Raw genomic sequence first — 13,576 nt, 5'->3', positions numbered from 1 at the left:
TCCTCAGACCGGAGCTTTGCCGCCGACTTCCTTCAGATTCGCCCTCACAGGCGACACCCTTGTCTTAGGCTAACGGTTGGCACTATCAACCCCCGTATTGGACTTTCACCAACAAGTAAGCGCCCATGCTGGGCGCACATGGAAACCCCTATAACGACAGAGTGTTATAGGGGTTTCCTGTTGGATACTTATTCTATAATCTGGGTTATTGCTGATTATTTTATTGTCTGCTCTACTCTACAGTCACGCTCTTAGCCAAATTCCTGGGCTTATCAACATCGCAGCCACGCGTAACCGCGGCATAGTAGGCCAACAGTTGCAGTGGGATGACTGATAGAATCGGGGTGAGGAATTTATTAGTGGCGGGAATAAAGATGGTATGGTCAACGTATTTTTCGAGTTGTTTATCACCTTTGAGACCAATGCCAATGACGACAGCGTCGCGGGCTTTGACTTCTTTGATATTGCTGAGCGTTTTTTCATAAACGTCAGGCTGGGTTGCCAGTGCGATAACCGGTACGCCCTCAATGATGAGCGCTAATGTGCCGTGTTTGAGCTCACCGGCGGCATAGGCTTCAGCATGGATATAGGATATCTCTTTAAGTTTTAATGAGCCTTCAAGCGCTACGGCGTAGTCTAACGAACGACCGATGAAGAAAACGTCTTCGTTGAAACCGTATTGCTGGGCAAAGGTTTTGATTGGCTCAACATCCTCTAACAGCTCATGGGCTTGGCTAGGCAAGTCGCGAAGGGCGTGGCACAGTTCACGTACTTTTTCCTGGCCAAGTGTACCTTTAATCGACCCCATATAAATGGCCAGCATGGCCATGACAACAAGCTGGGTAGTGTAGGCCTTGGTTGACGCTACTGCAATCTCCGGGCCAGCCCAGGTATAGATGACTTGATCAGCTTCGCGAGCAATCGATGAACCAACAACGTTGGTAACAGCTAAGGTGCGGGCGCCTAAATTTTTTGCTTCTTTCAGAGCGGCTAGTGTATCAAGGGTTTCGCCTGATTGGCTGACAACGATGGTCAAAGTCTGGTCATCAATCAGCGGTGACCGGTACCGGAATTCTGAAGCCACATCGACTTCTACCGGGATGCGGGCCAGGTTTTCGATCAGGTATTTGCCGACAATACCGGCGTGATACGCCGTGCCGCAGGCAACAATGGCAATCTTTTTAATAGGGGCAACATCGTCTTTGGTCCATTTGAGTTCTTCAAAGGTTACACCGCTATCATCTTTGGCCACACGGCTGGTCATCGTTTCGCGGACAGCTTTAGGCTGTTCGTAAATTTCTTTAATCATGAAATGCTCATAGCCGCCTTTCTCGGCTGCTTCGGCATCCCAGTTGACTTCAAATACTTTTTTGGTTACAGGCACACCCTGACGGTTCATGACCCATACCGACTCAGGGGTAACAATGGCCATTTCGCCATCGCTTAAAATATAGGTTTTGCGAGTGCGGCTGATGATCGCCGGAATATCGGAGGCGATAAAGTTTTCCCCTTCGCCAAGACCGATAACGAGCGGGTTGTCCTGTTTGGTGCAGATCAGTTTTCCCGGCTCATCCTGGCACATAAACACAAGAGCATAAGAACCCTCAATCTGTTCAAGCACTTTCTTAACAGCAGCTTCAAAGTCGCCTTCATAGCACTCTTCAATCAAGTGGGCCACTACCTCAGTGTCAGTCTCTGAGGTGAATTTGTGTCCTTTAGCAATAAGCTGTTCTTTGAGGTGCATATAGTTCTCAATGATGCCGTTATGCACGACAACAAACTTGCCGGTGCAATCGGTATGCGGATGGGAGTTGGCGTCAGACGGACGACCATGGGTAGCCCAACGGGTGTGGCCAATGCCAAGACTGCCTTTAAGTGGGCTGATTTCTACTTTTTTGGCTAACACACTCAGGCGGCCAACGCTTTTATCAACATGTATTTTACTTCCGTCAAACACGGCAATACCTGCCGAGTCATAGCCACGGTACTCAAGTTTGCTCAGACCTTCCAATAGAAACGGTGCTGCCTGGTCAGGGCCAATATAGCCTACAATTCCACACATATATATAATCCTCCTAATTATCGATAGTTAAAACACAAAAGAGATTGCCATGCTATCGCCAGCGATGACAATAGATATAAGTCTGCACGCTGCCGTTTTGTCCCACAGGTCACCCTGTGGTTTTGTCGGCTTAGCTTACGGCTGCAGCAGCCGAGAGGTATCCGCTGACTGCTCGATAAACCTCTTCCTCGTCTGCTTGGATTTTATCCAAGCACCAGCGCTTTTTTTGATTAGTTTTTGTCACAATAGTGGTTATTATCCTGCATTGTTCTCATTTCTCACCCCCTTTTAATAACCATACATATGCAAAGGAGCACTATATAGTGCTCCTTTGCCATATTCTATCTTATTTTAATACAGTTTACCGGATTGGTCAATAACACTAGCCTTGTTCCTGTCTTACAATATCAGCAATACTGCCAACAATGCGCTCAAGGTCAGGTAGTGACGGGCCTTCGGCCATTACCCGGATAAGTGGTTCGGTGCCAGAAGGCCGCACCAGAATCCGGCCATTATCGCCTAATTCATCTTCACCGGCTTTAATGGCGGCGGCTATATTAGCGTTGTTTTCCCAACCCTCTTTGCTCTTAACTCTGATATTAACTAAAAGTTGCGGGAATCTTGTCATTACTTTAGCCAGGGCTGACATCTTTTTGCCGCTTTGCTTTAGTGCGGCAGCAAGTTTTAGCGCAGTGATAACGCCGTCGCCTGTTGTGCTATATTGGCTAAAAATGATATGGCCTGACTGTTCGCCGCCCAGTACCAGGTTATGCTTCAACATAGCTTCCAGCACATAGCGGTCGCCCACCGGGGTAACGAGGACTTTGGCACCGGCATTTTTTATGGCCTGGTGCAGACCTAGGTTACTCATCACAGTGGCTACCAGCGTCTTGTCAGGCAGCGTGTTTTGCTTCAGCATTTCCAGTGCGCAAATAAGCATGATTTGATCGCCGTCAACGGCTTCGCCTGTTTCATCTACAGCTAGGCAGCGATCTGCATCGCCATCATGAGCCAGTCCCAAATCGGCATTATGCTGAGCTACAGCAGCCTGCAACTGATCAAGATGGGTTGAGCCACAGCCGGCGTTGATATTGACGCCATCCGGACGATCATTAAGGACAATGACCTCAGCACCGAGCTTTCTAAAGGCAGCAGGGGCAGCCTCATAGGCAGCGCCATTGGCGCAGTCCAGGACAATCTTAAGCCCGCTCAAAGAGTGTTCTACTGTGCCAACGGCATAGTCCACATATTCTTCGAGTAAATCATGCTTTAAGGTAATAAAACCAACGCCGTCAGCCGTAGGCCGGGGCATGGCGTCAGGCTCTGCTTCAATTAGCTCTTCCAGTTCGTTTTCTACAGCATCAGGCAGTTTATAGCCTGTACCAGCAAAAAATTTGATACCGTTATCTGGGTAAGGGTTATGTGAGGCTGAGATGACAACACCGGCCTGAGCGCCGTGCTGCTTAGTCAAATAGGCAACCGCCGGGGTAGGCACAACCCCCAAAAGTACGGCTTCGCCGCCTGCCGAGCAGATCCCTGCCGCTAATGCTGCTTCCAGCATCTGCCCGGAAACGCGGGTATCGCGTCCAATATAGAATACCGGTCGTTTATATTCTTTGCCGAAGTAATAGGTAGCCGCTCTACCCATCTTAAAAGCCAGTTCAGGGGTGAGTTCGACATTGGCCAAACCGCGCACGCCGTCGGTTCCAAATAGTCTTGCCATATATATAAATGCTCCTTCCGGTTGTGAGTTTAAAATATAGTATGAAAGATCATGCGATTACGCTTTATACTCCTGAATAAAACTAACGGCAGCATTCATCCCATCAAGGGCAGCGCTCATAATGCCGCCGGCATAACCGGCGCCCTCACCAATAGGATATAAGCCGTCTGTGTTAATTGACACAAAATCCTGCCCCCGAACCAGCCGGACAGGCGCTGAGGTTCTGGTCTCAACACCAGTAAGCACTGCACTTACATGGTCAAAGCCTCTAATCTTCCGGCCAAAATCAGGCAACGCCCTGGCCAGTGTAGTTGTAACAAACTCGGGTAAACACTGCCTGAGATCGGCAGGTGTTACGCCTGGACGATAACTGGGTGTGGCAAGATATTTCGCACTGCCGTTTTTGCCTGTCAGGAAATCGCCTACTGTTTGAGCAGGAGCAGCATAATTATGCCCGCCTAGTGCAAAAGCCAAGCGTTCATAGCGGCGCTGAAATTCAATACCGTCAAGCACATTTGGGCCATAATCGGCTGGGTTTACGGTAACGGCTAACGCGCTGTTGGCAAGTCCGGAGTCCCGCTTGTACAGGCTCATGCCGTTGGTCACTACACCACCGGTTTCAGAAGCTGCCGCAACAACCAGGCCACCCGGGCACATGCAAAACGAATAGGCCGCCCGCCCTGCAGCCTTATCCTGATACACCAGAGCGTAATCAGCCGCCCCTAGCCGGGGATGGCCGGCCGCCGCACCGTACTGCGCTGTGTCGATGAGCTCCTGGGGATGCTCAATACGGACACCGATCGCAAAGGGCTTGGCTTCCATGGCGACATGTTGATCATACAGCATCTGGTAGGTATCCCGGGCACTGTGGCCAATGGCGAGGAACAGCGCCTCACACGCTATATAGCGGTTATCATTAACCGTAATACCGGTAAGCCGCCCATCCTTGCTTTCTATGGCTGTCAGACGGGATTCGAATTCGACATCGCCGCCTAATTTCATAATCTTGGTCCTGATATTCTTGACAACTTCCCGCAGTTTATCTGTACCGATATGCGGTTTATGGAGATACTTTATCTCTGGCGGCGCACCAGCCATTGTCATAATATCAAGCACTGCAGCCATACGCGGGTCGGTTACCCGGGTAGTGAGTTTACCGTCCGAAAAGGTGCCGGCTCCCCCTTCGCCAAACTGTACATTACTGGCTTCATCTAGCTTTCCTGTACGCCAAAAATCAGCGATATCCCGGGCACGCTGGTCAACATCCCGCCCCCGTTCAAGAAGAAGCGGCTTATAGCCATGTTGAGCCAGCATATAGGCAGCAAACAAACCAGCCGGTCCGGCTCCTACCACTACCGGCCGGCTATTGAGTGGTGTACCACCAGGCACAATGTCCTCTTTCACCGTCGGAGCGATGAGGGCTACATCTTTGTCACCGCCTAAACGGGCTAACGCCTGCCCGGACGGGATTTTTACATCAACGGCAAGGGTATATACGAAATTAATATTATGTTTCCGGCGGGCATCGATCGCCCGGCGAATAATGACCACTTGATTTACAGTATCAGGCGCCAGATTCAAGCGTCTGGCTGCAAGCTGTTCAAGTGGCGTATCATCGGTTAACGGTATGCGAAAATTACTGATTCTAAGCAATAGCTCCTGTCTCCTTTAACGGGGTCCGACTCGAATGTTGACAATGACTGTTCCCTGCGTACCGGATAAACCGTCCTGCAGTTCAAGCTTCACTTCTTTAGTAGTATCTTTACTGATATCGGTTAGATTAAGTGGTTCGGTATAGATGGCTTCAACCCGGTCAACACCCTTGCCTGGCGTGGTCTCACGTACTTCGATTTTCTCGGGCTTAGTAACAATACTCTTAATGACGAGGCCTGCAGGCAATTCGCCCTGGGTAACAGGTTTTACGTCAACTACTTTCTTGTTTATCCCGGCAGTCACGCTAACAGCAACCCCGGTTTTCTCCGGATAAATGGTAAGCCCTTCGACTTCCTTACCCTCACGGGTTACTGGCACTAGCGGGGCACCTACCGTAAATTCCGTATTTTTTCCTCCCAGGTCAACAGATGCAATGACTTTTTCCACTGTAGCTACAGTATTTTTTGGCCCTTCAATCGTCACCTGCTCATAAGAAGCGGCCACTTTGCCCACGACTGCCCCTTTGGCGGCGGCACCGGTCAGTTTGACCTCAACAGGTACCTGGCGACTGACGGTTGTATCGAGTTTAAACTGTACTGTGTCAGGATTGACTTCAACCACTTCCAAGCTCGAAGGAAGGGCTGCACTGACTTTGAGGTTGTGCCGTCCTTCAGTTAAGCCTTTTACATCTATATAGGCTTTGAGGTCTTTGTTGAGAACCCCGGCCACAATGCTGCGCGGGCCGCGAATTTTTACCCTGACTGTATCTGGCGCGTCAACAACCACATAGCTTGTGGCTGCATTGCGGACTTCCAGCGGAATGGTAAAAGATGATTCAATCGGCGGATTTTGCTCATTCATGACATACAACCACAACACAATTGCCAGTATAATGGCTAAAATTTTTGGTGTAAAGTTTTTAGTTTCTCCTGGCGGTTTAAAAAACTTATCAAACATTATGACGGCCTCCAGCTGAATAGATCGCTAAGCGAAGAGGATTTAGCTATAAATAGCGGCGCAAGCTGTTCTTTAAGTTTTTCAGCATCCATATACCGGTGCAGTCTACCGCCCCTGGCCAGCGAAATGATACCGGTCTCTTCGCTAACAACAATGACAACAGCATCAGTTTGCTCGCTGATGCCAATCGCCGCCCGGTGTCTTGTGCCAAGTTCCTTGTTAAGGCTCCGGTCGTCAGACAGCGGCAACAGGCAGCCTGCAGCCTGTACCCGATTGCCACGGATAATGACAGCACCATCATGGAGTGGCGTATTCGGAATAAAAATATTAATTAAAAATTCGCTTGATACCAGCCCATCCACCTTGATGCCTGTTTCAATATAATCATTTAGTCCTGTTTCACGTTCAAGCACCATGAGTGCCCCAATTTTGTTTTTTGACAGATCTGTGACAGTCCTGCCAAGTTCGTCAAACAGGGTTGCTTTCTCTTCAGCATTTAGCTGAGCGCTATTGTGGAAAAAGCGGCCCCGCCCCAATTGTTCAAGTGCCCGCCTGAGCTCTGGCTGAAAAACTACAGGCAGCGCGACAAGCACAACTGTCATCGTCTTCTGGAGCAGCCAGTTAATGACGTTGAGCCCCAGCCATTTGCTGACAAGCGTAGCCACTAAAAGAACAACAAGGCCTTTCAAAAGCGCTACAGCCCGGGTACCACTGATCATAATGTAGAGTTTGTATAAAAAGTACGCGACAATAACCATGTCGAGAATATCTAGAAAACTAATTGTAGAGATTATTCCCCGTATTTGCAATAACATGCTGAACACCTCAAGAAGGAGTAAAATTCCAGTACAACTATATTTCTATTCTACCCAATATCAGGAAAACCTTTTAGATAATTGGCCATTTTTAAAAAATATAAGTAAAAGTCCGATGTACCAGAGATACCAAATTAGGCTTGTGCCTGGGCACAAGCCTAATTTCTTCACTAGTATGTGTATATAAAGTAACGTTTACAACTTAGTTACTTCACCAATCCAGCCAAATTTGTCGGCTACACGGCCCTGCTGGATGTTGGTAATGTAGTCAAACAATTTTTGGGAGGTTTCACCTGTTTGGTTATTATTAATAACAATATTCTTGCCGTTCCAGGATAGCTCGCCAACTGGAGAAATGACAGCAGCTGTACCTGAGCCGAACACTTCTTTCAGGCGTCCCTCTGCATGGGCGGCAAATACTTCATCAATCGAGATGCGGCGTTCGGTCACTTTCAAACCCCAGTCTTTTGCAACCTGAATCACCGAACGACGGGTAATGCCATTTAAAATACTGCCGTTCAATTCCGGGGTAATAAGTTCGTCATCCATCTTGAAGAAGATGTTCATGGTGCCCACTTCTTCAATATATTTCTGTTCAAGCGCATCAAGCCACAGCACCTGGGTATAGCCTTCTTTTTTGGCTTCTTCCGAAGCCTTGAGGCTGGCAGCATAGTTAGCCGGTGTCTTGGCTTCGCCTAGACCACCCTTAACTGCGCGCACATAATTCTCTTCAACCTTAATTTTGACAGGTTTGAAGCCAGATGCGTAGTAGGCGCCGACTGGTGACAGAATAATGAATAGTGTGTATTGATCGGCTACCTTTACGCCTACAAAGGGATCGACAGAAATAACGAACGGGCGAATGTAGAGTGATGTACCCAGCGATTTCGGCACCCAGTTCTTATCAATTTCGATAAGTTTGTTCAAACCGGCATGCAGCAAATCAACATCCATTTGCGGGATGCTCAAAATATCAGCCGAGTTGTTAAAACGTTTCAGGTGATCAACCGGACGATACACCACGACACGGTTATTTTCCGTACGGAAGGCTTTCATGCCTTCAAAAATAGCTTGTCCGTAATGCAGCACCATAGCTGCCGGGGAGATGTCAAAATCACCATACGGAACGATGCGGGCGTTATGCCAGCCTTTGCCTGATTCATAGTCCATGACAAACATGTGGTCGGTAAAAATCTTGCCGAAACCAAGCTTGTCGTCTGCAGGAAGTGTGCCGCGTTTCTCAGCCAGTGTAACAGCGATATCAGTCATGTTAACAGGCCTCCTTGGGTTGTATATTTATGGATATTATAGTTTGATTTTTGTATACATGTCAAGGCGTTTTTGTTGTTTCTCCATAATGGACTTGGCAACAGTGACAGCTTGTCCAACCTGAGAGGGCGATGTACCACCCAAGGAGTTACGGGCTGCCACACAGGTTTCGATGGTGATGGCATCCAAGATATCGGTATCAAATAGTGATGAAAATTGTTTAAATTCTTCAAGTGTCAAATCAGTAAGGGTTTTCTGCTCACCTAAACAATAGGCTACACATTTGCCGACAACTTCATGCGCCTGCCGGAATGGCAAACCCTTTTTGACAAGATAGTCCGCCATATCTGTCGCATTGGAAAAATCAGTTTTGAGCGCCTGCCGCATCGTACCGGAGTTTACCTTCATGCCTCTTAACATAGCAGCATACACTGTCAAGCTGAATTTTACAGTGTCAATGGTGTCAAACAGACCTTCTTTATCTTCCTGCAAATCTTTGTTGTACGCCAGAGGGAGACCTTTTGCCACTGTCAGCATGGCCATAAGGTGACCGAAAACGCGTCCTGTCTTCCCCCTCACCAATTCGGCGACATCAGGGTTTTTCTTCTGCGGCATAATACTTGAACCGGTACAATGGGCATCGTCAAGCTCAATAAAGGAAAACTCGGTTGACGACCACAGAATGATCTCTTCACTTAACCGGCTCAAATGCATCATCAAAATTGACGCAAACGACAAAAATTCCAGGATATAATCCCGGTCACTTACAGCATCAATACTATTCTCGTAGATTCGGCCAAAATTTAGCTCACTGGCAACAAGCTGCCTGTCGATAGGAAACGTGGTGCCAGCCAAAGCGCCTGCACCGAGTGGCATAATGTCGGCTGACTCCCATACCCCGCCCAAGCGTCTGAAGTCGCGCTCAAACATGAAGAAGTAGGCCATCATGTGATGGGCGAAAAGAATGGGCTGGGCCCGCTGCAGATGGGTATAGCCAGGCATGATTGTCTCAGGATATCTATGGGCAGTATCAAGAACGGCCTGCTCTAAGTCAAAAAGCAGTGCGCCGATCTCGGCCACTTGCTCACGCACATACATATGGGTGTCAAGTGCCACCTGGTCGTTACGGCTGCGAGCCGTGTGCAGCCGACCGCCGGCCGGGCCGATGCGTTCAGTCAGACGTTTTTCAATATTCATATGGATATCTTCAAGCGATACCTCAAAACTGAAGTTACCTGCTTCAATGTCTGCAAGTATGCCGTTTAGACCGTCAATAATAAGCTTGGCATCTTCCGGGCTGATGATACCGCACTTAGCCAGCATGGTAGCATGGGCTATACTGCCGGCAATGTCCTGCCGGTACATGCGACTGTCAAAAGAAATGGAGGAGGTAAACTCCTCCACCATAACATCAGTGTTTTTGGCGAAACGTCCGCCCCACAATTTACTCATCAGTTTTCTTGGCCTCAGCTTTCATCATGGCCCGAACTTTGAGCGGCAATCCGAAGAGGTTGATAAAGCCCTCTGCATCACCGTGGTTATATAATTGTTCGCTATCGCCAAAAGTTACAATCTTCTCGTTATAGAGCGAGTATGGCGATTTAGCGCCAGCGCTCATGATGTTGCCTTTATAGAGCTTCATGCGGACAGTACCGGTAACGGTCTGTTGCGTTGAATCAACAAACGCATCAAGCGCTTCACGAAGCGGCGCGAACCACATGCCGTCATACACCAGTTCAGCATATTTAATCGCAACTTGTTCTTTATAATGCATGGTGGCCCGGTCAAGGGTCAGGTATTCTAGTTCGCGGTGAGCATAGTATAAAATCGCTCCGCCGGGATTTTCGTATACACCACGGGATTTCATACCAACAAGACGGTTTTCGACTATGTCGGCAATACCAATACCGTTGGCTGCACCAATCTCATTGAGCTTGGTGAGGAGTGCTACAGCGTCCAGTTTAACACCATCTACTGATACAGGAATGCCTTTTTCAAAGCCAACCTCAATGTAGAGGGGCTTATCAGGTGCTTTTTCAGGCGGGGTAGTAATCAGGTACACATCATCTTGTGGCTCATTGGCCGGGTTCTCCAGATCAGCGCCTTCGTGGCTTAAATGCCAGATGTTGCGGTCCATGCTGTAAGGGCGTGCTTTGGAAACAGGCACAGGAATGCCGTGTTTTTCCGCATAATCGATGGCGTCTTCGCGGGAACGGATGTCCCACAGGCGCCAGGGAGCAATGATTTTAAGGTGAGGAGCCAGTGCTTTTACGGTAAGTTCGAAACGAACCTGGTCGTTGCCTTTGCCTGTCGCACCATGGCAGATAGCGTCAGCGCCTTCTTTCAGGGCAATGTCAACAAGCGCTTTGGCAATAATCGGACGGGCAAAAGAGGTGCCTAAGAGGTACTTGCCCTCATAAACTGCGCCTGCCTTAAGGGTTGGCCAAACATAGTCTTCGACAAACTCGGCAGTCAAATCTTCAATATATACTTTGCTAGCGCCTGATTTAATGGCCTTTTCACGGACAGGGGCCAGTTCATCTCCCTGACCAACATCAGCGCACATAGCAATAACTTCGCAATGATAGTTTTCTTTCAGCCAAGGGATAATAACCGAGGTATCCAGGCCACCGGAGTAGGCCAGTACAACCTTTTTGATTTCACTCATTATGAATTGCCTCCTATTGTCAATATGGTTTCCTAGGTTTTCCTATTGTAAAGTTTACAGGAACCAGGTGAAATTGTCTATATGTTAAGGTAAATTGGAAAGTGCGTGTGTCAAAATAACCGTCCCCTCGGCATACTCCCGTAACCAAGAAAGTCACGAGCAGCCGGAACTTGCTAGAAATGTCCAGATGCGAGGCGCACCGGAAAAACGTGCAGCGCCGCGTACTGGCGTACGCAAGCAATCGTTTTGAGGAGCAACGAAGCAGGTGGGCGTTTATAACAAGTTCTAAAATTTTTGGCACAGGTTCATAGCTAGTCGGCCATGAGAAGGGCCATTATGGCTTTTTGGACGTGTAGGCGATTCTCGGCTTCATCAAACACTACCGAGTTTGGTCCTTCGATGACATCATCAGTAATTTCTTCACCGCGGTGCGCTGGCAGGCAGTGCATGACGATGGTGTCTTTTTTGGCCGCTTGCAGGATTGCGTTGTTAATCTGGAAGCCGGCAAATGCCTGCTTACGGATGGCCTGCTCGCCCTCTTTACCCATGCTGGCCCACACATCGGTGTACAGCACGTCAGCATCCTTAGCGGCAGCAAAGGGATCGTCCAGAATGGTTATTTTACTGCCGGACAGCTTGGCGTCCACTGCAGCCTGCTCAACAATCGTCGCATCAGGCGCGTAGTTGGCCGGAGTGGCCACACTGATATCCATGCCGACCTTGGCGCAGATATGTAAGAGCGAGTTGACCATGTTGTTGCCATCGCCAATATAACACAGCTTACGGCCTTTTAAATCGCCTTTGTGTTCAAGGGCGGTAAAAATATCAGCCATGGCTTGGCAGGGATGCAAGAGGTCAGTCAGCGCATTAATAACAGGCACTGTTGCATGCTCGGCCATTTCTTCCACCTCCAGGTGGGAAAATGTCCGAATCATGATCCCGTCAAGATAACGGGATAATACGCGGGCGGTATCCTTGACCGGTTCGCCCCGGCCGATTTGCAGGTCATTGGAAGACAGAAACAGCGCCGAACCGCCTAACTGCCACATGCCGACCTCAAAGGATACCCTGGTACGGGTCGACGCCTTTTGGAATATCATACCCAGTGTTTTGCCTTTTAACAGCGGGTGTGGTTCGCCTGCCTTTTGCTTAGCTTTTAAGATCTTGGCAAAATCAAAAATTTGATATATCTCATCAACAGATAAATGATGTACTGATAGAAAGTCTTTCCCTTTAAGGCTCATTCCTCAAACACTCCCCCATGATTAAAGTTGTACAGCCGCCAGTGTTTTATCTAATATGGCGGTCAGTTCGTCCACATGACCTTTTGTTATAATAAGCGGCGGTACAAACCGGAGTACATCGCCGGCGGTGCAGTTTATGATAGCGCCCTGGTTCATGCAGCTATTAACAATATCCCGCCCCGGTTGAGTGAGTTTAGCAGCAACGATCAGACCTTTGCCGCGTACCTCGCTGATCAGTGCCGGATATTTTGCTTTGAGCAGGTTAAGCTGTGCCATCAGGTATTCGCCCATTGCTTGCGCATTAGCGAGCAGCTTTTCTTCCTGAATAGTACTCAGTACTGCGTTGGCAGCAGCGCAGGCCAGCGGATTGCCGCCAAACGTTGAGCCATGGTCGCCAGGGCCAAAAGCAGAGGCAACTTTATCGGTGGCGATAAACGCGCCGATCGGCACGCCGCCAGCTAACCCTTTGGCCAAGGTAACAATATCAGGCGTAATGCCCAAATGCTCATAGGCAAACATTTTACCGGTGCGGCCAACCCCTGTCTGAATTTCGTCAAGGATTAAGAGGGCGCCGTGCTTGTCACACAACTCCCGCACTTTGATAAAATAATCCTGGTCGGGCATGTTGACGCCGCCTTCGCCCTGGATAGGTTCAAGCATTACGGCGCACGTTTTGTCAGATATGAGGGCTTCGAGCGCGGCGATATCATTAAATGGCACATAGGTAAAACCGCCTGGCAGCGGTTCATAGCCATGCTGGTATTTGGGCTGGGCAGTAGCCGTAAGTGTAGCCAGCGTACGCCCGTGGAAAGAATGTTCAGCTGTGATGATTTGAACCTTATCCGGATGAATTGCCTTGCCATATTTACGAGCCAGTTTAATCGCGCCTTCGTTGGCTTCAGCGCCACTGTTGCCGATAAATACTTTGTTAAGGCCACTTGAGCTTACCAGTGTTTTGGCAAGAGTTGCCTGCTCCTCTGTATAGTAAAGATTAGAGCAGTGAATCAGTTTACCGGCCTGCTCCGCCACGGCTGTAACCAGCTTAGGATGAGCATGGCCCAGAACATTAACGGCAATTCCTGCAAGAAAATCTATATATTTGTTACCTTCATTATCATAGACATAGGGTCCTTCTCCATGGGTAAGGACAATGGGATACCGCGCGAATACCGGCATATAATTAGC

At 48.8% G+C, this 13,576-nt stretch carries 10 protein-coding genes; all 10 read right to left on the bottom strand.

The features are described 5' to 3' along the window. Positions 1-232: 232 nt before the first annotated feature. The 10 genes from glmS to VN447_RS15205 all read right to left on the bottom strand — a co-directional run bounded on the left by glmS (position 233) and on the right by VN447_RS15205 (position 13,567). Entirely contained in the window at positions 233-2,062 is a 1,830-nt protein-coding gene (gene glmS, locus VN447_RS15250; RefSeq protein ID WP_325526199.1) for a glutamine--fructose-6-phosphate transaminase (isomerizing), read from the bottom strand. A gap of 382 nt (positions 2,063-2,444) precedes the next feature. Further along, entirely contained in the window at positions 2,445-3,785 is a 1,341-nt protein-coding gene (gene glmM / locus VN447_RS15245; RefSeq protein WP_325526198.1) for a phosphoglucosamine mutase, read from the bottom strand. A gap of 57 nt (positions 3,786-3,842) precedes the next feature. Continuing rightward, a complete protein-coding gene (locus VN447_RS15240) occupies positions 3,843-5,438 on the bottom strand; it encodes an NAD(P)/FAD-dependent oxidoreductase (protein WP_325526197.1) in 1,596 nt (531 codons plus the stop codon). A gap of 15 nt (positions 5,439-5,453) precedes the next feature. Beyond that, a complete protein-coding gene (locus tag VN447_RS15235; RefSeq protein WP_325526196.1) occupies positions 5,454-6,395 on the bottom strand; it encodes a CdaR family protein in 942 nt (313 codons plus the stop codon). Beyond that, entirely contained in the window at positions 6,395-7,210 is an 816-nt protein-coding gene (gene cdaA / locus VN447_RS15230) for a diadenylate cyclase CdaA (protein ID WP_325526195.1), read from the bottom strand. Before cdaA ends, VN447_RS15235 begins: the two co-directional genes overlap by 1 nt. A 195-nt stretch (positions 7,211-7,405) precedes the next feature. Beyond that, positions 7,406-8,479: a branched-chain amino acid aminotransferase gene (locus tag VN447_RS15225; protein ID WP_325526194.1), complete on the bottom strand. Its 1,074-nt coding sequence runs from the start codon at positions 8,477-8,479 to the stop codon at positions 7,406-7,408. Between the two features lie 36 nt (positions 8,480-8,515). Continuing rightward, positions 8,516-9,931, bottom strand: coding sequence for an argininosuccinate lyase (argH, locus tag VN447_RS15220; RefSeq protein ID WP_325526193.1), 1,416 nt, complete (start codon positions 9,929-9,931; stop codon positions 8,516-8,518). Next, positions 9,924-11,147, bottom strand: a complete 1,224-nt coding sequence (locus VN447_RS15215) for an argininosuccinate synthase (protein ID WP_325526192.1) — start codon at positions 11,145-11,147, stop codon at positions 9,924-9,926. Before VN447_RS15215 ends, argH begins: the two co-directional genes overlap by 8 nt. A gap of 311 nt (positions 11,148-11,458) precedes the next feature. Next, the gene (gene argF / locus VN447_RS15210) at positions 11,459-12,391 is read right to left on the bottom strand and encodes an ornithine carbamoyltransferase (RefSeq protein ID WP_325526191.1); all 933 of its coding nucleotides are present in this window, start codon (positions 12,389-12,391) and stop codon (positions 11,459-11,461) included. 21 nt (positions 12,392-12,412) lie between these two features. Next, positions 12,413-13,567: an acetylornithine transaminase gene (locus tag VN447_RS15205; RefSeq protein WP_325526200.1), complete on the bottom strand. Its 1,155-nt coding sequence runs from the start codon at positions 13,565-13,567 to the stop codon at positions 12,413-12,415. Positions 13,568-13,576 lie beyond the last annotated feature (9 nt).

Source organism: Sporomusa sp., from assembly GCF_035561155.1.
In the GTDB taxonomy this organism is placed as follows: domain Bacteria; phylum Bacillota; class Negativicutes; order Sporomusales; family Sporomusaceae; genus Sporomusa.
This window is presented reverse-complemented; position numbering and strand designations above follow the sequence as displayed.